Below are 18945 nucleotides of genomic sequence, written 5' to 3'. Positions count from 1 at the left end.
TAGCAAAAACGCTACACGAAAACGGAGAGGCTGTCTCCACTTGGCGGGTAGAGTGGGGACATGAGTACCGCAATGGAGCGCCCCCTTCGCGCCGATGCTGCACGTAATCGGCAGTTGATCATCGACGCCGCACGTGAATTGTTCGCCGAAGAAGGGATCGACGTCACACTCGACGACGTCGCCCGGCGCGCGGGTGTCGGCGTCGGAACGGTCTATCGGCGGTTCGCCAGCAAAGAAGAATTGATCGACGGAGTCTTCCAACAGAACTTCGCCGACATGGCGGCGGCCGCGGACGCGTCACTCGCCAATCCGGATCCGTGGGACGGCCTTGTCACCTTTGCCGAATTCGCCTGCAGCCGTATGTCGGTCAACCGCGGGCTCAAAGACGTCCTGAACGGAACCGACGAGGGATGCGAGCAAGTCGCATGCCAACGATCCATCATCGAACCGTCGGTCGAGAGGATCTTCTACCGGGCCCAGGAGGCCGGGATGCTGCGCCCCGACGCCGTACCGACGGACCTGTTCGGCCTCATCTTCATGGTGGGCGCAGTCACCGAATTTGCTCAGCCCGTCAACCCGACCGTGTGGCGTCGATACCTCTCGGTAATGCTCGACGGCCTACGCACGGAGGGCTTGCACCGTGACGCACTCCCCCTTCCTCCGCTGAGTTCGGAGGAATTGCACGAGGCGAAGCAATGCCTGAAAGACCGCCGCCGTTGAGCGGTTCGGTCAGATCTGCTCACGAGGAATGAAAATCCACATCACGATGTAGATCAGAAACTGCGGGCCGGGCAGCAGGCACGAGAGCACGAACAGCAAGCGGACAGTCGACGACTTCCAACCGAAGTATCGAGCGATTCCGGCGCACACCCCACCGAACATTGCTCCCGAGCGGGCGCGGGTGAGCTTGCGGGTCTTCATCGGGGAGGTCATGTGTTGTTTCCTTTCAACGGAACTCGCGGTTCATCCGCGTCGACCTCCACTATCCGCTGCCGATCCACCTGTGCGCATCAGGCCATGGACCCATCTTTTCCGACGCGGTGTGTCCTCAGGTACGAGTCCGTCCCCGCGTCTGACTCAGGGTTCTCCCCCACACCCCGGCCTCGGACCTCAGCCTCGCACCCCAGCCTCGTACCTCAGCAGGGAAACATGCGTCGAAGCCGTTTCGGAGCCGCAAAAGGTTGCCAGTTGTCGACGTCCTGCGCCAGACGATCGGCAACGGTCCACAACGCCGACGGGTTGTGGGTCAACCCCATGTGACTGCCTTGCACCGCAATGCTTTCCGACAGGCCTGCCGAGGTTTCACAGCACGCTTGCCATGGAACGATACCGTCGTGCCTGGAGTAGACCGACGTGGCGGGAACGGAAATAGGCGATCCCTGTTCGGATTCGATGCCGTCGACCGGAGGCAGTATCGCGTGATTGCCGGACAAACGAGCGTAGAGAGATCCGACTCTCGTCTGCTCCAGACTGGTGAGACCGAAAGGACTTCCCAGTGTCACTACCTGACGCACCGAATCCGGCAGGTCCCTCGCCAGCTTTCGAGCGTAGATACCGCCCAGACTCCAGCCAATTACCGACACCTTCTGCTCGTATCGATCTGCTACCTCGGCCAATGCGGCAGGCAGTCCGTCGACCACCGTCGCCGTCGGACCGGTGTTCAGACCCAGATTCCAACCGTGAACCCGGTATCCGAGAAAGCTCAAGTATGTCCTCAAGGCGAGAGTCGAAACGTCCGAAGTCAGCAATCCGGGGAGAACGAGGACCGGATGCCCGTCCCCACGCGGCGATCGAAGCAACCACGGAGCCGCGAGAAGCAGTGAAGCGATGTCGACCAGTCCGCGCGTCGGTTCGCTCAGACACATCGCCAAGGATGGTGGCCCCGGAACGAGTGGGTCGACTTCACGAATCAGCGTCGATCGCTGCGCCCAATCGAATTCGGTCTCCGCGAAATCGATCGCCGAGACTTCCGCAACTACGGACACCTGAACTCCTGTCGGCCGGTGCCCTCGTCGGGGCGTGTGGTTGGGCGGTTCCGCGAGCTGTGTGCTCAACCCGCGGAACCTTGTCCTCATCCACCACCGGTAGCGAACCAGGACCCGTTCTGCCCACAGATTCGTGACCAAAGGCCTCTCGACCACACGAACACTGTGTGATCCAGAACACTAGTTTTGGTTACGTTGCATCTACGTTGCGTAGATGTTTCATCGCTACCAAGGAGAATCTCGACAAGTCTTGTCAAGCACTGCGGCAGGCCGTTTCCTCCGGCAGAGCCGCCGGCGCTGCAGGTCCGAAGGGTCTGAGTGAAGTCACGCTGCCAATCGGTTGCGTCTCGATTGATCCCCTTTTCCAGTCGCTGCAACCAGCCTGGAAGCCATGATCGGTACAGACAGCGGTACCCAGATCCGACAGTTCGCATGCCGGATCTGTTTGTCGCGACGTTTGTCGGCGCAGACATTCCCACCGATCCGCAAGACAGCTGTCAGCCTGAAGCCTCGAAAGTCCAGTTCCGGCAGTGGGTCAGGCGCCTACGGCGATGTGCCAGGCCTGGCGTCCCGGCGCGTGACTGATTTCCATTGGCGACCGGATCGGGGCAACGAGAACAGCAGCAGCACAACTACTCCAGCGAGCACGATACCGATCAGATTGACACCGAGCTGAGCCAGCGAACTCAGCACGACATTCCACTTACCTGCGAAGACCGCAACGACCGCCAATCCCGCAGCTGGCACCGTCGTCACCGAGATGAACACCCCCACCAGGACCGTAGAGGTAGAGGTGACCGTTGCCAGCATGCCAGCCGCTCCCGCCAGCAGTGCTACCACCAGTGAGAACGGCCCCACCTCGTAGATGAAGTCGAATGCGCGGGCGTTCTCGACATCGCCGATTCCGACCCAGCCCAGACGAATCCACAGCAAGGTAGCCAGGCCGGTGAGGGCCATCGCGGCCGGAAACGAGATCGCGAGGGTACGAATCGAATTTCGCACGAGATCTTTGTCTCGACGTACCAGACCCACTGAAAGCGCTGCCAGCGGCCGGAACTCCGGCCCCACCACCATTGCACCGACCAGGGTCAGCGGCGACGCCGTGGCAACACCGACTGCCGAGAGCAAAAACGCGATCACCAGGAAGGCCAGGAACGCCGGAGTCAGTCGGGCACCTTCGCGCACCTGACCGAGCAACTGCTCCCACACCACTGTCTCGTCGGGTCTTCTCGGGGCCGCAGTGTCCGCCCGTTCTGCGGAGAAGGACAGCATGGTTCCCGCCGGCTCGAACGAAATACCGCCAGCCCTCACCAGGTCCAGAGCAGTCAACGCGGCAAGCACGTCGTTCGCGCATGCGCGGGCTACATCGGCCTCGATCACATCTCCCGGCGGATCGACAGCGGCTCTGAGTGCGAGTGTCACATGAGTAGCCCCAGGTTCGGCGGCCAACATGTTCAGCACATCTCCGGTCCGCTCACTCGGCGAGATGACACGCAGATGCAGCACAGTATTGTCTCCTTCAGCCGGCGGTGGCCTCGGGTGCAGGCAGCATCGACGGCCGGTCCATCACCGGAAACCATAGCGGGCTCGGACATGTCACAACACCGTGGATTCTCAGCGCTACGAGCCACACTCCCCCGGCGCACATACATCTACCGCACTGCGTTAGTCGCTAGGGCGCTCACGCAGCCGCGGCGGTAGTCGGTCCAAGTTGATAGATCGCGTTATCGCGGAGGAGCGCCCACCACACGTTCAGTCTCCGCCTCCCAACGCAAGAACCGCCTGCGTATGACACTGCCCCTCGGCCCGTTTGCGGGTACAAAAAGCCTACGACTGAGCGTTGTGCCGGATACTGTGCTGCGCGGACAGATAGAAGGCCCGCAACAGCCTGCGGTCGTACCTGCGCGGCCGGCGCAGATTTCCACTGACTCGGCCCGAATCTCGCGGCACAGGTGCTAGACCCTGAGATGCCGGCCAATCTGTCTGCGCTTCCGAACGCAGACACGTCACCACCCGTGGCGGCGACATCTGCCCAGCCACCCGCACCAACTACCCGTTTGCGGCCTCGACCGCGGCGTCGTCAATCCGAGAGGCGTTGTATGCCTTCTTGTTCCGGAACCACACTTCCGACTTCGTCCGGCCGAATTTTCGAAGTCCGTCAGGCGATTGATAGGTCGAGTCGTCGAGAACACCGGGCGGCCGTTCTCCTTCAGCCATGCGAACAGCAGCACAAAAAGAGCCATACCCGGCGTCCCCAGGCAGCCCCGAACCGACAAATGTTCGGCCAGTATCGCCCGGGAAAAACGGTAAGGAAATAACAACTGGCAGAAACAGGACCCGCGCAGTCGCTGAACTGCCGTTCGAGCTAGCGCTCAGTTCGAGCAACTCTCGGGTGGCAGATTTTCGGCGGCCCACGTTGTCAGTTCACTGAGAGCGGGGAGCAGCGCCTGCCCCGACGCTGTGAGTTCGTACTCCACGGCGATGGGCGGACCTGCATCGACGCTCCTCGTCACCAGGCCTGCCCCTGCCAACTCCGTCAGGCGTTCCGAGAGCACCGAATCACTGATCCCGCCCACCGCGCGCTTGAGTTCGGAGAATCCCGCCGGCCCGTTCAGCAGCGTGCCGAGAATGACGCCGTTCCACCGTTTGCCCAGGAAGCCGAACGCGCGGGCCAGAGCCCCGTCACATGCGCGGGGCTCGTGTCCCGCTTCGCTCTTGCTTGCCACCCCACCATCCTAGCCACAGTGCTAACGTATCCGTAGGCACTATTTTTTTACTAGCAACTAGCTTTACCGGGTGATGCTCGGTCGAGCTACCACGGAACGGAAACCCCCGATGTCTCTCGACGCAGCCACCCCATTCACCGCCCAGCAACTCGACGAAGCCGGCCGCGAACTCCTCTTCACTGCGGCTCGCACCGCCAACTCCTTCTCGAACGAACCTGTGACCGACGACGAACTGACTGCGATCTGGGAGCTCGCGAAGTGGGCACCGACCGCGGCCAACACCAATCCGCTACGTGTGCTGTTCGTCCGTACCGAGGAAGGCAAAGCACGCCTCGTCGAACACATGGCAGATGGCAACAAAGCCAAGACCGAGGCCGCTCCTGCAGTTGCCGTTCTGGCGGTGGACACCGAGTTCTACAAGCACATCCCCAACCTGTTCCCCATTCGCCCGGAGATGAAGGACTACTTCGAATCCGACGAGGCTGCCGCCAGTTCGACGAGTCGGTTCAATGCCGCACTTCAGGCCGGCTACGTGATCCTCGCGATTCGCGCACAGGGTCTGGTCGCCGGCCCGATGGCCGGGTTCGACGCCGACGGCATCGACGGCGAATTCTTCGCAGACGGACGTTTCAAGACGATCCTCGTGGTGAACATCGGCCATCCCGGTGAGAACCCCTGGTTCGATCGTCTGCCGCGCCTCTCCGATGAGGATGCGCTCAGCTGGGCCTGAGGACAATTCGGACAAATCAAGCAATGCGGGAGAGTTCTGCGGAACTCTCCCGCTTTGCCATCTCCAGCGCGTTTCAACTCTGCCCGCAGTGGGTACATACCCGCGTCTCGCAAAATCTCACGTCCAGAACAACATCCGACACGCTGCAATCGGAATTAGTTGCAGTATCTCAGTTTTTGGACGACAGTCGAGGGAAACCCCTCGGCCTACGGAGGCTGCGGGGAAAGCCCTTGTGCGCCGGTCGGTGTCGAGGGAAGACGTTCGAGCGAGCAGAAGTCCGAAGAAAGTGGGTTCGGAAATATGGGCGCCCTATGGGATTTTGTCGTTGCACGACGACAACAATTGATGACCGACTCGTACCTACATGTTTCAGCAGTTATCCAGTCCGTGATCATCGCGACGATTGCCGCCGTGATCATCGGCATTCTCGTCTACCGGAGCCCGGCGGGATCCTCCATCGCTACGGCGTTGGCCAGCACGATCCTGACGGTTCCTTCATTCGCCCTCCTCGGACTGCTCATTCCGATTCTCGGTCTCGGCGTCGCTCCCACGATCACCGCGTTGATCTTGTATGCCCTGCTCCCGATCATTCGGAACACGATCATCGGTCTGGATGCAGTCAACCCGGCGATCACGGACGCAGCCCGCGGTGTCGGAATGAATCGCATGCACGTACTGAGTCGAATCGAGCTACCGATCGCGTGGCCGTCGATCCTCACCGGCATGCGGGTCAGTACACAGATGCTCATGGGCATCCTCGCCATCGCGGCGTACGCCAAAGGTCCTGGTCTGGGAAACCTGATCTTCTCCGGACTCTCGCGTGTCGGTAGCCCGAATGCTGTTCCGCAAGCGCTGGTCGGCACCGTACTGATCGTCATTCTCGCTCTGATTCTCGACGGAATCTACGTCGTCATCGGTCGTCTCACTACTTCGAAGGGGCTGCAATGACTGAAACCATTCCGTCTGACGTATCCACAGATCAGAAGGTATCCGGGGTCGAGATCGTCCTGGAGTCCGTCACCAAGCGGTACCCGGGCCAGAAAGCTGCAGCGGTGGACAATGTTTCGCTGACTGTTCCGGCCGGTGAAATCGTGGTCTTCGTCGGACCTTCGGGTTGCGGCAAAACAACGACGATGCGCATGATCAACCGCCTGATCGAACCTACCTCCGGCAAGATCACCATCGACGGCAAGGACGCGCTGTCGATCGACCCGGACAAGCTCCGCCGTGGCATCGGGTACTCGATCCAGCAGGCAGGCTTGTTCCCGCACTTCACGATTGCGAAGAACGTCGCGACTGTCCCGGGTCTGATCGGTTGGGACAAGAAACGTATCGCAGCGCGCACCGACGAGATGCTCGACCTCGTAGGCCTCGATCCCGATACCTATCGCGACCGCTACCCTCGCCAATTGTCCGGCGGGCAGCAACAGCGTGTGGGCGTGGCACGGGCGCTGGCTGCCGATCCTCCGGTGCTGTTGATGGACGAACCTTTCGGTGCCGTCGATCCGATCACTCGCGGCCTGCTGCAGGACGAACTGATGCGTCTGCAGTCGGAGTTGGGTAAGACCATCGTCTTCGTCACCCACGATTTCAACGAGGCAGTCAAACTCGGTGACCGTATTGCCGTACTGGGCAATCAGTCCAGCATCATGCAGTACGACACTCCGGAAGCGATTCTCGCCAATCCCGCAAACGACATGGTCGCGGGATTTGTCGGGGCGGACGCCTCGCTCAAGCAGCTGACCCTGACACGCGTGCGCCAGATCAAACTCAAGCAGTGCCTCACCGCCCGCGAAACCGATTCGGTCGATGATTTGAGAACCGCACTCGCAGCGCGTAAGTGGAAGTGGGCCTTGATTCTCGATCATCGTGGACGGCCGCTTCGCTGGGTCTCGCCCGGCCACCTCGCCCATGCGTCGACGCTTCGAGGTGTCGGTAACGAGATCGGCGAAGCCGTGTCCATCCAGTCCACCCTGCAGGATGCCTTGGAAGCTCTTCTCGCTGAAAGCAATGCGTCCACTGTGGTCACCGGACGGCGCGGCGAGTATGTCGGTCTCATCACCATCGACACACTGGTCAGCCATCTCTCCGAGATGCGCGAGGAGCATGCGCACGACCACGACGAAGAGCCAGACACCGAGAACGTCGAGGGTTGAACATGACTGCCACGACAGAGGAGCGCGTCTCCGCGCCTGAGATGGAACCGGATGCCCCCGATCTGGGTGCGGCCGAGAACGCCGCCACGCGCCGTGCGGAACGGATGCGACTGTATGTGCAACCGGTCATCGTCCTGATCCTGGTTGCGGGCGTGTTGATCTGGGCATTCAGCCGAGATCTCAACGCGACGCAGAAGGCGAGCATCAATCTCGACAACATCGTCACACTGACCTGGCAGCACGTACTGATCACGGCCGCCGTGGTCATCATCGTCGTCGCCATCGCGGTTCCACTCGGAACTCTGCTGACCAGGCCGAAATTCACCCGGCTGGCACCGTTCTTCGTGGGGATAGCCAACATCGGAGCCGCGGCGCCTGCCATCGGCCTGCTCGTGCTGTTCTATCTCGCAACAAGAACGACGGGCTTCTGGATAGGCGTGTTTCCCATCGCGTTCTATTCGCTGCTCCCGGTGCTACGCAACACTATTCTCGGCTATCAGCAAGTGGACAAGACCTTGATCGATGCCGGGCGCGGGCAGGGAATGTCTTCGCTCACGGTCCTGCGTCAACTCGAATTCCCGATGGCCGTCCCGTACATCCTTGCAGGACTGCGCACTTCGCTCGTTCTGGCAGTCGGCACCGCGACGCTGTGCTTCCTGGTCAGTGCCGGCGGACTCGGCATTCTGATCGACACCGGATACAAGCTCCGCGACAACGTCACCCTCGTGGTCGGTGCCGTACTGGCGGTGTCGTTGGCCTTGCTGATCGACTGGCTCGGCGCGCTCGCCGAAACTTATCTCGGGCCCAAGGGATTACGATGACCAAGACTTCGATCACCAGAACGTGGGGCTGGAAAGTCGCGGTTGCCACGATCGGCCTCACACTTGTCGCTTCGTGTGGCCTCGAGTCCGGTGGCGCTCTGCCCCTGGCTGTCGGCCCCGGCAGCATCGAGCCGGTTCCCGAGCTCGAGGGTGTGAAGATGACCGTCGGCTCCAAGGACTTCACCGAGCAGATCGTGCTCGGATACGTCATCGAATTCGCGATGGCCGCTGCGGGCGCAGATGTTCGAGATCTCACGAACATCCAGGGCTCGAACAGCACCCGTGACGCACAGTTGAACGGGCAGATCGACCTTGCGTACGAGTACACCGGGACCGGCTGGATCAACTACCTCGGCAACGAGACTCCTCTTCCCGATTCGCAGGCGCAGTTCGAGGCCGTCCGTGATGCGGACCTTGCTGCGAACGACATGGTGTGGACCGATCCGGCGCCGATGAACAATACGTATGCATTGGCGATGAGCAAGGAGACCGCTGAGAAGACCGGCGTCAAGACGGTTTCCGACTACGCGAAGTTGGTCGAATCCGATCCCGGCGCCGCGGTGACGTGCGTCGAGACCGAGTTCAACGTCCGCCAGGACGGATACCCCGGCCTGGCAGCGAAATACGGTTTCGACGCCTCGCGTGCCCAGCGCCAGATCCTGCAGACCGGCATCATCTACCAGGCGACAGCCGACAGCGATCAGTGCAAGTTCGGCGAGGTGTTCACCACCGACGGTCGCATCATCGCACTCGATCTCGTTCTGCTCGAAGACGATCTGCAGTTCTTCCCGAAATACAATCCGGCATTGGTCATGAAAAAGGACTTCGCGGAAGCACATCCGGAGGTTGCCGAAGTCATGGCGCCGATCTCGGAGAAACTGACCAACGAGGTGATGACCGAGCTCAACCGGCAGGTCGACGTCGACGGCAAGGAGCCGGCGGACGTGGCTCGCGACTGGCTGGTCTCGGAAGGCTTTGTCACCGCTGAGTGATCGGCGGACCGCAGCACAGCCGAGTAGTTACCGCTTGCGTCCCACGCAGAACACCCGCCGGAACGGAAACAGCGTTCCGGCGGCTGTTGCGGGATACGCCTCCCGCAGCAGATCCGAATACTGGCGCTCGAACTCCGGAGCGTCGGCCTCGCCGAGAACGTCCAGCACCGGCCGAAGTCCAGTCCCTCGAACCCATCCGAGCACCGGATCAGCACCGGCCAGCACGTGTACGTACGTCGTCTCCCAGGCGTCGACGTCGAATCCGTGCTCCTGCAGACGCTGCGCGTACGCAACCGGACTGTCGACGCCTTCCGGGCCGCGTAGGACGCCGCCCAGTCGCTCGCTCCATTCCGCGGACTCCGCGAGGCTTCGCATGAGCGCATGTGACGGTGCATCGAAGTTTCCCGGAACCTGCCACGCCAGCCACGACCCGGATACCAGGGTGTCCGCCCACTGGTCGATCAGCTCGCGGTGGCGCGGAACCCACTGCAATGCAGCGTTACTGACGACCACGTCGTAACCCGTGGCATCGAAGGACATGATGTCCCCCAACTCGACGGTGACGTTTCCCGGTAAGTCTGTCGGGGCCTGCGCCACCATTTCGGGAGACGAATCGAAACCGGATACCGCCGCGTCCGGCCATCGTTCCCCCAGCATCGCGGTCAAGCTACCTGATCCGCAGCCGAGGTCGGCTACCCGCGTCGGGTCTTCGGTCGCCACCCGTGACACCAGGTCCACGAACGGGCGTGACCGCTCACCCGAATAGCGGCCGTAGACTTCGGGATTCCACGTGACAGTGCGCATGAACCCATCCTGCACCCTGTTCCTGAGAATTGCCGCCCGTCAGATCTCGCTCTTCACGATCCGGCCTTTCGAAAATCACCGACGCGGCACCACGGTGGACAGTACGTTCGGCAACCTCGACCAGTCCGCGGTGATGTAACTTGCGTGCTGCCCGGCCAACAGGTCGAGACGCTCGCTCGCCTCGGTTTCGGTGGCATGGGTTCCGTCGATCTGCGGAGCGACCTTGTGCGCGTCGGTCATGACGAGCAGGTAGCCGCGATCGTGGTACCAACTCGGATCCACGACTCCGGCGGTGTAGTCGAGAGCGTCGCCGTCGAAAATCACGAACCACGGACGGATCCCCGGGTCGGTATAGCGGTCGAGACGTGGGTCTCCCGGTGATGCACGGTGAACAGCGGGAAAGGCGGCGCTGAGTTCGACGAGCCCGGCGGAGGACAGATCTCGCAGGTGCGTCGCATACTGCCGGTCCGTCCACTCCGTATCGAGAGGGTTTCCCTCCTCGATCGTTCCCGGTATCAGCTCGAACAGAAATTTCCCGGTCATTTCGGAATTGCTCGGCCATCCACGCTCGGTGACGGCGGCATCCGGGGTGGAGTAGGACTCCCCCATCAAATCGGCCGGCGTGAAAACCGCGTCTCCGAGTGTCCCGAGAATCAGGGCGTCGAGATCCGCGGGCCCACGTCCGTACCCGGCAGTGAACCCGTCCTTGATTTCCAACTTGATCATCACCGGCGGGTGCTCGGGATTGGCCTCGTGCCACGCCCGCATATCTGCCAGGCATCCACGGAATCCCTGATCTCGTAGACCGCTTCGCAACCCGGATGCGTCCTGAGCGCCGACGCAGTTGCTCTCGCTCGCCACCGGATTCATGTGCGACACACGCCAGTCCGGACCGCCCCCGTTGGTCCACAGGTCCAGCTCGAGCAACGACGCCCCGGAATCCAAAGCGTCGGCGAAGTACGGAAACGTCGCCTTCTCGTAGGAATTGTGGACCCCGACTGACGTGGTCTCGGAAAACGAGCGCACTTGGTTCGTAGTCGTTTCGGCGCCGGCAGAGGGCGCCGAGACGACCGCCACGAACGCACTCATACCGGCTACCAGGATTGCTCGCATGTTCGACACTCTCGCAGAAATCACCCCACGGCAGGATGGAATCGTCAGAGTTAACTGGACAATCGTCTAGATTGCACCGGAGTGGGGCATGATTTCAGGCGGTGGGTGAGGGCAATTGTCAGGCCAATAGCATCAGTGCCGGAACTGATCCGAGTCAGAGCACTCGCCGCACACTCGCAGGAGGAATCGCATGCAGCTGACTCAATTCGTTCACCGATCCCTACGAGCGTCGCCCGAAGCGGTGATGACGATCTCCGATGGCCGAGTGCGCACGTCTCGCGAATCGGTCGACCGGATCAAGAGGCTCGCGGGCGGGCTGCAGACGTTAGGCCTGCACACCGGTGACAGAGTCGCGATCTTGGCATCGAACTCCGACTACTACCACGAGGCGCTCCTGGCCTGCTGGTGGTTCGGAGCAGTGGCCAGTCCGGTCAATTCTCGCTGGAGCACGGCGGAAATCAGGTACGCCCTGGAAGATTCAGGGTCGACGGTATTACTCGTGGACGAGAATTTTGCTTCCGTCGGATCTACCCTTCGCGAGGCGTGTCCAGGCCTGACCACTGTCGTCTACTGCGGCAACGACCGAGTTCCGGACGGAATGCTCGACTACGAACAGGTGATCGCGGAGGCGATTCCGGTCGACGATCTGCGCGTCGGCGGCGACACGCTTGCACTACTCCTCTACACCGGCGGGACCACCGGAGTGCCGAAGGGCGTGATGATCAGCCATCAAGCGCTGATGACCTCGGCGCTGGGCACTCTCGCGGCAGGCGGCGTGGCAATCAGCAACGGAACGAACCTCGCGGTGAACCCTCTGTTTCACATTGCCGGGATCGTCGGATGGTTGGCTCAGTCGCTGATGGGTGGAACCCAGGTCTTCGTAGCGAACTTCAGCCCACGGACGTTCCTCGAGGCCGTGGACCGCTATCGCCCGACAACCGTGGGTCTGGTGCCGACAATGCTCCAGATGTTGGTCGCCCACAAAAACGAAACGGGCGAAGACGCAACCACCTACGATCTGTCCAGCGTCAGGATCCTGAGATACGGCGCCTCGCCCATATCTCCGACGCTTCTCGGGCAGGTCATGCAAATGTTCCCCAACAGTTCCTTCGCTCAGGGCTACGGGATGACTGAAACCGCGCACATCAGCATGCTGAGTCCAGCCGATCACCTCGAAGGTGGTGATCTCCTCCGCAGCGCTGGTCGCGCACTCCCTCACTGCGAACTGAAAATCGTCGACCCGGCCGGCTCGGAACTCCCACCCGGCGAGGTGGGCGAAATCGTCACGTTCGGCAGCCACGTCATGCTCGGATACTGGAACAAACCGAAGGAGACCGCTGAAGTGCTCCGCAGCGGGTGGATGCATACCGGCGACGCGGGGTACCTCGACGCCCGCGGTTACCTGTTCATCGTCGATCGCATCAAGGACATGATCGTCACCGGTGGCGAGAACGTCTACTCCACCGAGGTCGAAAACGCTCTGGCACAACACGAATCCGTCGCGGCCTGTTCCGTGATCGGTCTGCCCGATGCCCAGTGGGGCGAGCGTGTCCATGCCGTGGTCGTCCTTCGGCATGGTTTCGACGCCGACGCCGACGAACTGCGCGCTCACGTGAAAACGCTGATAGCCGGATACAAATCTCCGCGCACTTTCCAATTCGTCGATGCATTGCCGCTGTCGGCAGCAGGCAAGGTGCTGAAGCGCGATCTTCGTTGCAACGCAACGTAATCCTTTACGACGGTCAGGATTACAGCTTCAATGTCGGTTCTGGGTCGGTGATCAAGCGGTGCAGTGACGGCGACGCCGCTACGGCCTCTCCTAGTTGCGTCGCACTCGCGATTTCGTCGCCGAACTCCGATCGCCAGGCGTGCAGTCGACGCGTCAGTTGTTGCAATCGGTATTCGCGGGTCATGCCGATTGCACCGTGTGCCTGGTGGGCGGCGCGGACGCTCACGAGCGCATTCTGCGAAACCACCAATTTGGTTGCGCTCACTTCGAAGTCGGCGTCGCCTCTGATGAGTGCATGTGCAGTGCGATCGACGGCCAGCGTGGACATCGAAGCCATCTGAGCAAGCGTCACGATATGCTGCTGGACTGCTTGAAACTGCGCGACGGGCCTACCGAATTGCACCCGGTCGGACACATAGCGCCGGGTCAACGTCGACGCCGACTCCATCGCTCCCGACATCTGCACCGAGCGCAAGAACGCGCCGAGCTTGCTGAGAATCCGGGCATCGACCGGGTTGTCGCCGTCAATGGTCCGCGCTTCGGAGAACGTCAGGCTCTCACGCGGTTGCCCCGCAAGATCCGTCCCGCCACCGATCTCGGCGTCGGAGATGTCAAGGAGTACGACGCGATCACCGAGAACTGCTGCCAGCACTGATGCGGCACTACCCCACGGCACGTCGTGAAAGGTTCCCGACAGGAAACCGTCGTCGGTCCGGCGCACATCGTCGCGCGGCGAACCCGGGGCGACCGTTGCGATTCCGGAGGGCACGGGTAACCCGCCCGCTGTTGCCAGCCTGCCCGCGAGGTACGTCTCGGCGAGCGGCAGCGGCGCAGCGTGCCTCGCCGCCGCGCGCTGGACAGTCACGGCGTCGAGGAGCGAGCCACCGGAACCACCAACCGATTCGGGAAGACCGACCAGAGGTAACCCTAGTTCGACTGCCGCGCTCCATAATCCGGCGGGCAGACCGCCGATCTCCGCCTGCGCTACCACCTCGGTGCCGGACTTCTCGGCGAAAAATTGCTCGACCATCGATTCGAGGTCGGCGTCGAATGTGTACGCGTTGATCTGTGACCCCGAATTCATCGGTCCAACCCTTTCATGATCACGGTGCGGAGAATTTCGTTGGTACCGCCGCGAATCGACCACGACGGCGCCACCAGCACGGCCCGGGCGAGCAGCGACTCGTACGGATCGTCGGATGCAAGGTCCGGAGCCCGGCCGAGGTGCCGCGCGACGGTCGCAACACAGTCCTGTTCGAAGCGTGTTGCCATCTCCTTGATCAGCGCGGCCTCCGTGACCGGCGAGCGACCGGCGTCGACCATCCGTGCGATGGACAGCGACATCCCGCGAAAAGCCCAGCAGCGTGCGGTAATCGAGCCCAGATCGGCGAGGGCAGCTGGACCGCATTGCGCTGCTTGGTTGGCCGCGAAGTTCTCGAGGACCGGCATCAGCGACATCCAACGGTCGACGCCACCTCGCTCGAGTGCGAGTTCACCGGTGTTTTGTCCCCAGCCCGCTCCGACGTCTCCGAGGCGACGCGAATCCGGCACGAAAACATCCTGGAACGACACCTCGCAGAAGTCCTCACTACCGTCGATGAACGGAATGGGTGAGACGGTCAGACCCTCGCTGTCGCGATCGACGATCAGCTGAGTGAGACCGTTGTGCTTGTCTGCCGAGGTTCGAAGCAGGGCGAGTATGTGTGTGGCATGGAAGGCGCCGGTGGTCCAGATCTTGGTGCCGTTGACTTTCCAGCCACCATCGACACGTTCGGCGCGAGTGCGCACCGATGCCAGGTCCGAACCCGAGTCGGGCTCACTCATCCCGATCGAGAACGAGAACTCACCGCTCGCGATACCGGGAAGGAAGTACCGCTTCTGTTCTTCCGTGCCGTTGGCGGCGATGCTCGGACCCGACTGTCTGTCTCCGATCCAGTGATAGCCGACCGGCGCTCCCCGCGCGAGAAGTTCTTCGACGACGACCAATCGATCCACTGCTGACCGTCCGCCCCCGCCGTATTCCTTCGGCAGCGACATGCCGAGCCACCCACGTCGACCCAGATCTCGCGAGAACACCGGATCCACCGCCCCGGCCATCCCGAGTCCGAGCGAGTAGGTACCGGGGGTGAGTCGCTTGTCGAGGTACTCCCGCACTTCAGCCTGAAGAGCAAGCTCCTCGATCGTCAGTTCTGTTGCGTCGAAACGCATGACGTCTCCGATCAGTTTCGTGAGTCGATCCGCCGCCCGTGGCGCTTACCCGAATTTTTCATGCGCCCAGCAGCAGGGCGCAGCCGATCTCGAAGAGTCTGTCCGACAGGTCGTCGCGACGGCGAAGCCGGCCGATTCGGACGGCGTTCTCCACAACTGTCAAAGTGGCATTGACGGTGATCCTGGCGGTGGCGGACTCGAGGCCCGGACGGACTTCTTCGAGCATCTTGACCCATAGCGCGACGTACTCACGTTGATTCTGTTCACACGTGCGGCGGAACTTGTCCGGTAATTGGTCGAGTTCGCTGATCAACAACCCGATCAAATGACGCTCGTTGATCGCGAAATCGATATGTGCGGCAAGCAATCCGGACAGCGCGTCCTCCGGGCCGGTTGCGGCGCCGAGAGCCTGTGCAACGCCGAGCCGGCGACGCTCGCCGCCCCTCGAGACCGCGGAGATCAGCAGGTCGATCTTGGCATCGAAGTGGTTGTACACATTCGGGCCTGTCGTTCCTGCAGCCTCACCGATGTCCTCGGTATTGACTGCTTGATATCCACGCTCGTCGAACAGCCGAATTGCTTCGGTCAACAAGAGTTCACGTCTGGGTATCACAACGGGCAGGTGACCCGTTGCCGCCACGACTTTCACTTCTGAGCGACCCAGTTCCGCGTATGCAGCGCGGTCTGCCAACTCGACAAGCAGCAGTTCCATCTGACGCCTCGGCAAGGACACTCGATGCGAAGACACACTGTTGAAGACTGCGATGACAGCCCAGGCGAGCAGATAGCTGTCTTCCTCGTCGAGGTCGGGACGCTCAATTCGGATCAGCGCTGCATCGCGCGAAGCTGCACTCTTGAGGGTCGAACGCATTTCCTCACGTTGCTCGTCAGGCAGATAGCGTGCCTCTCGCTGCCACAGGAGCGACAGACCCCGACGTTTGGACACCGATGCCGCAAGTTCGGTGATCAGTGTTTTCAGATCCTCGGCACCTGCGACCCGATCGTAGAGCGATTCGATGCCTGCGTTGACCGCGGCGTAGAGGAGATCCGGCTTGTTCTTGAAGTGCCGATAGAGCGCAGGTGCCGTGATTCCAACTGCAGCAGCCACCTGAGCGACAGACACGTTGTGATAACCGTGCTCACGGAAAAGCTCACCTGCAGCCGCAAGAATCTGCTGCTTACGGTCGCGGGGCCTGCGTACGACCATCGTGACTCTCTCCTTCGCGGCAGCGGACAAGCTCAGAGTACCGAGCCGAGGAATGAAGCAATGAACCGAACCGTCTACAGCAGCGACGATCCGATGCACCGTTCACGAACACGGAATCCCGCTCAGGAGTAGATGAACGACTCGACCATCCGTCGTTCGGCGGCCCTGTCTGCGAGAGGCCATGCCAAGAGCATCAACACGATCCGAACCACCCACTGCGACTCTTGACCTTCAGGATCCAAGCCCGCAAGTTCCAGCGCAGTACGCGGCAGCAACGGCGAGGACACGAGATACTCGTCGATTCCGTTGGCCCGCGCCGCCGCAAGGCCGTGGCTCATGGCAGCGTCGGATCTGATCGCGTCGACGGCGACGAGGATCGACTCCACGGTGCGCTCGTCGCCGTGCAGTGATTCGACGGCAGTCGCGACCTGGCTCGCCACGGATGCCGCGCCTCGTGACAACAACCCCTCGCGGATCGCGGACTTGCCACCTACGTAGCGGTAGAGCGTTGCCCTCGAACAGCCTGCGCGGGCAGCGACGTCGTCGGCATTGAACCGATCGAATCCCTGTTCTCGAATCAGCTCTGCCGCAGCCGCGAAGATGCGCTCGGTTGCGAGTTCACGGCGGTTACCGCCGGCCAACCAGTCGGCGGCGCGGCGCTCGTTTGCACCGGTCACTCTCCGTCACCTCGTCTCACATTGAGACAGATTCAATCAGAAATCTCAAGGCTACGGAAGGCCGCGAGCCTCTGACCTGGGAGAAGTACGAGGGGGTTGAAGTGCGTGAGATTTTCTCAAAATGCCAGTTCAGAGGCATTTTCCACCTGTTGACTTCTCCTCGACGGCCGTGAAATCTTCCCTTCGTGACACCATCGACGCTCGACATCAACCCTTTCCTGCCGTCGAACATCGACGACCCGTACCCGCTATACGACGTACTCCGGCGCGAGCACCCCGTGTACCGCATTCCTGAGACCGACTTCTATCTGGTGTCCACGTGGGAATTGGTCACCGAAGCCGTTTCCCGTACCGACGACTTCTCCAACAACCTCACCGGCGTGCTCGTTCGTACACCGGACGGTTCGGCCGTGACCTTCGACATGAACGGCGGCGGCCAAGCTGTTCACGTTCTCGCGACTGCCGACGAGCCCGACCATCAACACCAGCGCAAACTTGTCTTACCGACACTGGTCGCCAAACGTATACGAGCACTCGAGCCGGTGATGACCGAGTACACCCAGCAGTTGTGGGACAACGGCTTCGACGGTCGACGGATCGAATGGGTCACGTCGGTAGCGGACACGCTGCCGCTGCAGATGGTTGCCACGCTGATCGGCTTGCCGGCACACGATGTCCCCCAATTGCTGGCGTGGTCGTACGACAGCACCGAACTTCTCAGCGGCATCGTGACGTCGGAGCGTTTGGCAGGCGTCGTCACCTCGGCGGCCGAACTCACCGGGTACCTCTACAGCAAGTTTCGTGAGGCACGGGCTCACCCGGTGGATGATCTACTCGGAGATCTCGTCCGTTGCTGTGACGCAGGCGAACTCAGCGAAGACGGGGCCGTGCTGATGTTGGTGCAACTCGTCGGTGCGGGTGGCGAATCGACCGCCGGACTGATCGCCAACTCTGCACGGTTGCTCGCCGAGCACCCTGAGATTCAGACGCAGCTGCGCGAGGACCCTCTACTCGTGGGCGCGTTCCTGGAAGAAACGCTCAGACTCGAGTCACCCTTTCGCGGACATCACCGACATGTCAACGCGGACACAACACTCGGCGACGTGGCGCTACCTGCCGGCAGTCACCTCATACTGCTGTGGGGCTCGGCGAACCGCGATCCTGAGTCATTCACCGAACCACAGGTGATGAACCTCGACAGAGTCAATCCCCGAGCGCATTTCGCCTTCGGTAAAGGAGCACATTTCTGTGTCGGGGCCGCGCTGGCTCGTCTGGAAGCAAAGACCGCGATCGCAGTCCTTCTCGAAAACAGTGCGCACTTCACAATCGATTCCGAATCCCCACCCCGTTGGGTCCCCAGCATGTTCGTACGCCGCCATCAGAGTTTGCACCTGAACGTCTCACCACACCGAGAGGTCACACCATGAGCCCTGAAGAACTTGTCACTGCTTTCTGCGCCGAGTGGAAGATGGGCAGTGCCGAGAAAATCGCGTCGTACTTCAGTGAAGATGCTGTCTACCATAATATTCCGATGGCCCCGATCGTCGGGCGCACCGAGATCCTGAATTTCCTGGAAGGCTTCATTTCGGCCTTCGGTGGGATCGAATTCACGATTCATCACCAGTCTGCCAACGGTGCGACTGTACTCAACGAACGGACCGACCGATTCGACCTCGGCGACAAACACGTAGTCCTGCCGGTTATGGGGATCTTCGAGATCGTGGACTCGAAAATTGTTGCATGGCGTGACTATTTCGATTTTGCACCGATCAACAAACTGCTGGCCGGGTGACTCGC

Annotated in this window: 20 protein-coding genes and 1 pseudogene; 9 read left to right on the top strand and 12 right to left on the bottom strand. The window is 61.5% G+C overall.

Features of this window, described 5'->3' with window-relative positions; translation table 11 throughout:
• Positions 1 to 60 precede the first annotated feature (60 nt).
• Positions 61 to 720, top strand: a complete 660-nt coding sequence (locus QM596_RS05300) for a TetR/AcrR family transcriptional regulator (protein WP_019745154.1) — start codon at positions 61 to 63, stop codon at positions 718 to 720.
• A 9-nt stretch (positions 721 to 729) separates the two neighbouring features.
• Here QM596_RS05300 and QM596_RS05295 read toward each other — a convergent pair whose 3' ends face one another.
• The 6 genes and pseudogenes from QM596_RS05295 to QM596_RS05270 all read right to left on the bottom strand — a co-directional run bounded on the left by QM596_RS05295 (position 730) and on the right by QM596_RS05270 (position 4711).
• Complete coding sequence (locus tag QM596_RS05295; RefSeq protein ID WP_019745155.1) at positions 730 to 933, bottom strand: PspC domain-containing protein; 204 nt, start codon at positions 931 to 933, stop codon at positions 730 to 732.
• Positions 934 to 1136: 203 nt separating this feature from the next.
• Positions 1137 to 1985 (bottom strand): alpha/beta fold hydrolase, encoded by an 849-nt coding sequence (locus tag QM596_RS05290; protein ID WP_020970664.1) that lies wholly within the window; start codon positions 1983 to 1985, stop codon positions 1137 to 1139.
• Between the two features lie 543 nt (positions 1986 to 2528).
• Complete coding sequence (locus QM596_RS05285; protein WP_021332068.1) at positions 2529 to 3491, bottom strand: DUF389 domain-containing protein; 963 nt, start codon at positions 3489 to 3491, stop codon at positions 2529 to 2531.
• Positions 3492 to 3666: 175 nt separating this feature from the next.
• Positions 3667 to 4011 (bottom strand): annotated as a pseudogene (locus tag QM596_RS05280) (transposase); the annotation flags it as partial.
• A 23-nt stretch (positions 4012 to 4034) separates the two neighbouring features.
• Complete coding sequence (locus QM596_RS05275) at positions 4035 to 4202, bottom strand: hypothetical protein (protein WP_155277909.1); 168 nt, start codon at positions 4200 to 4202, stop codon at positions 4035 to 4037.
• Between the two features lie 155 nt (positions 4203 to 4357).
• Positions 4358 to 4711, bottom strand: a complete 354-nt coding sequence (locus QM596_RS05270; RefSeq protein WP_007731459.1) for a winged helix-turn-helix transcriptional regulator — start codon at positions 4709 to 4711, stop codon at positions 4358 to 4360.
• A gap of 109 nt (positions 4712 to 4820) precedes the next feature.
• Here QM596_RS05270 and QM596_RS05265 point away from each other — a divergent pair, with 109 nt between their 5' ends.
• The 5 genes from QM596_RS05265 to QM596_RS05245 all read left to right on the top strand — a co-directional run bounded on the left by QM596_RS05265 (position 4821) and on the right by QM596_RS05245 (position 9410).
• Complete coding sequence (locus QM596_RS05265) at positions 4821 to 5441, top strand: malonic semialdehyde reductase (protein WP_007731458.1); 621 nt, start codon at positions 4821 to 4823, stop codon at positions 5439 to 5441.
• Positions 5442 to 5741: 300 nt separating this feature from the next.
• Positions 5742 to 6389, top strand: a complete 648-nt coding sequence (locus tag QM596_RS05260; RefSeq protein WP_019745160.1) for an ABC transporter permease — start codon at positions 5742 to 5744, stop codon at positions 6387 to 6389.
• Positions 6386 to 7597, top strand: coding sequence for an ATP-binding cassette domain-containing protein (locus tag QM596_RS05255; protein WP_283308319.1), 1212 nt, complete (start codon positions 6386 to 6388; stop codon positions 7595 to 7597). The genes QM596_RS05260 and QM596_RS05255 overlap by 4 nt, the downstream gene beginning before the upstream one ends.
• A 2-nt stretch (positions 7598 to 7599) precedes the next feature.
• Positions 7600 to 8418, top strand: a complete 819-nt coding sequence (locus QM596_RS05250) for an ABC transporter permease (protein ID WP_003939758.1) — start codon at positions 7600 to 7602, stop codon at positions 8416 to 8418.
• Positions 8415 to 9410, top strand: a complete 996-nt coding sequence (locus QM596_RS05245) for a glycine betaine ABC transporter substrate-binding protein (protein ID WP_019745161.1) — start codon at positions 8415 to 8417, stop codon at positions 9408 to 9410. The genes QM596_RS05250 and QM596_RS05245 overlap by 4 nt, the downstream gene beginning before the upstream one ends.
• A 27-nt stretch (positions 9411 to 9437) precedes the next feature.
• Here QM596_RS05245 and QM596_RS05240 read toward each other — a convergent pair whose 3' ends face one another.
• Both QM596_RS05240 and QM596_RS05235 read right to left on the bottom strand, forming a co-directional pair.
• Positions 9438 to 10214, bottom strand: a complete 777-nt coding sequence (locus QM596_RS05240) for a trans-aconitate 2-methyltransferase (RefSeq protein WP_020970678.1) — start codon at positions 10212 to 10214, stop codon at positions 9438 to 9440.
• Between the two features lie 75 nt (positions 10215 to 10289).
• The gene (locus QM596_RS05235) at positions 10290 to 11327 is read right to left on the bottom strand and encodes a phosphatidylinositol-specific phospholipase C domain-containing protein (protein WP_073513616.1); all 1038 of its coding nucleotides are present in this window, start codon (positions 11325 to 11327) and stop codon (positions 10290 to 10292) included.
• Positions 11328 to 11517: 190 nt separating this feature from the next.
• Between QM596_RS05235 and QM596_RS05230 the strand changes: the two genes are divergently transcribed.
• Positions 11518 to 13056: an acyl-CoA synthetase gene (locus QM596_RS05230; RefSeq protein WP_283308318.1), complete on the top strand. Its 1539-nt coding sequence runs from the start codon at positions 11518 to 11520 to the stop codon at positions 13054 to 13056.
• 19 nt (positions 13057 to 13075) lie between these two features.
• Here the strand turns inward: QM596_RS05230 and QM596_RS05225 are convergent, their stop codons facing one another.
• From QM596_RS05225 to QM596_RS05210, 4 genes are all read right to left on the bottom strand, one after another.
• Positions 13076 to 14140, bottom strand: coding sequence for an acyl-CoA dehydrogenase family protein (locus QM596_RS05225; protein ID WP_030535203.1), 1065 nt, complete (start codon positions 14138 to 14140; stop codon positions 13076 to 13078).
• Entirely contained in the window at positions 14137 to 15264 is a 1128-nt protein-coding gene (locus tag QM596_RS05220; protein ID WP_042922335.1) for an acyl-CoA dehydrogenase family protein, read from the bottom strand. The genes QM596_RS05225 and QM596_RS05220 overlap by 4 nt, the downstream gene beginning before the upstream one ends.
• Positions 15265 to 15322: 58 nt before the next feature.
• On the bottom strand, positions 15323 to 16471 hold the full coding sequence (locus QM596_RS05215; protein ID WP_178377370.1) for a TetR/AcrR family transcriptional regulator: 1149 nt from the start codon (positions 16469 to 16471) through the stop codon (positions 15323 to 15325).
• A 122-nt stretch (positions 16472 to 16593) separates the two neighbouring features.
• Complete coding sequence (locus QM596_RS05210; RefSeq protein ID WP_283308317.1) at positions 16594 to 17148, bottom strand: TetR/AcrR family transcriptional regulator; 555 nt, start codon at positions 17146 to 17148, stop codon at positions 16594 to 16596.
• A 185-nt stretch (positions 17149 to 17333) separates the two neighbouring features.
• On the opposite strand from QM596_RS05210, the gene QM596_RS05205 reads away from it, so the two are divergent.
• Entirely contained in the window at positions 17334 to 18575 is a 1242-nt protein-coding gene (locus QM596_RS05205) for a cytochrome P450 (RefSeq protein WP_283308316.1), read from the top strand.
• Positions 18572 to 18940 carry a limonene-1,2-epoxide hydrolase family protein gene (locus QM596_RS05200; protein WP_058226212.1) on the top strand — a complete coding sequence of 123 codons (369 nt, stop codon included), beginning with the start codon at positions 18572 to 18574 and terminating at the stop codon, positions 18938 to 18940. The genes QM596_RS05205 and QM596_RS05200 overlap by 4 nt, the downstream gene beginning before the upstream one ends.
• Positions 18941 to 18945 lie beyond the last annotated feature (5 nt).

Source organism: Rhodococcus sp. IEGM 1406 (assembly GCF_030056745.1).
GTDB lineage: Bacteria > Actinomycetota > Actinomycetes > Mycobacteriales > Mycobacteriaceae > Rhodococcus_F > Rhodococcus_F erythropolis.
This window is presented reverse-complemented; position numbering and strand designations above follow the sequence as displayed.

Bases quoted from the DNA above. Each gene is read 5' to 3' on its own strand.
- QM596_RS05300 (WP_019745154.1), top strand. From the start codon at position 61: ATGAGTACCGCAATGGAGCGCCCCCTTCGCGCCGATGCTGCACGTAAT.
- QM596_RS05295 (WP_019745155.1), bottom strand. From the start codon at position 933: ATGACCTCCCCGATGAAGACCCGCAAGCTCACCCGCGCCCGCTCGGGA.
- QM596_RS05275 (WP_155277909.1), bottom strand. From the start codon at position 4,202: ATGGCTGAAGGAGAACGGCCGCCCGGTGTTCTCGACGACTCGACCTAT.
- QM596_RS05265 (WP_007731458.1), top strand. From the start codon at position 4,821: ATGTCTCTCGACGCAGCCACCCCATTCACCGCCCAGCAACTCGACGAA.
- QM596_RS05260 (WP_019745160.1), top strand. From the start codon at position 5,742: ATGGGCGCCCTATGGGATTTTGTCGTTGCACGACGACAACAATTGATG.
- QM596_RS05255 (WP_283308319.1), top strand. From the start codon at position 6,386: ATGACTGAAACCATTCCGTCTGACGTATCCACAGATCAGAAGGTATCC.
- QM596_RS05250 (WP_003939758.1), top strand. From the start codon at position 7,600: ATGACTGCCACGACAGAGGAGCGCGTCTCCGCGCCTGAGATGGAACCG.
- QM596_RS05245 (WP_019745161.1), top strand. From the start codon at position 8,415: ATGACCAAGACTTCGATCACCAGAACGTGGGGCTGGAAAGTCGCGGTT.
- QM596_RS05240 (WP_020970678.1), bottom strand. From the start codon at position 10,214: ATGCGCACTGTCACGTGGAATCCCGAAGTCTACGGCCGCTATTCGGGT.
- QM596_RS05235 (WP_073513616.1), bottom strand. From the start codon at position 11,327: ATGCGAGCAATCCTGGTAGCCGGTATGAGTGCGTTCGTGGCGGTCGTC.
- QM596_RS05230 (WP_283308318.1), top strand. From the start codon at position 11,518: ATGCAGCTGACTCAATTCGTTCACCGATCCCTACGAGCGTCGCCCGAA.
- QM596_RS05225 (WP_030535203.1), bottom strand. From the start codon at position 14,140: ATGAATTCGGGGTCACAGATCAACGCGTACACATTCGACGCCGACCTC.
- QM596_RS05220 (WP_042922335.1), bottom strand. From the start codon at position 15,264: ATGCGTTTCGACGCAACAGAACTGACGATCGAGGAGCTTGCTCTTCAG.
- QM596_RS05215 (WP_178377370.1), bottom strand. From the start codon at position 16,471: ATGGTCGTACGCAGGCCCCGCGACCGTAAGCAGCAGATTCTTGCGGCT.
- QM596_RS05200 (WP_058226212.1), top strand. From the start codon at position 18,572: ATGAGCCCTGAAGAACTTGTCACTGCTTTCTGCGCCGAGTGGAAGATG.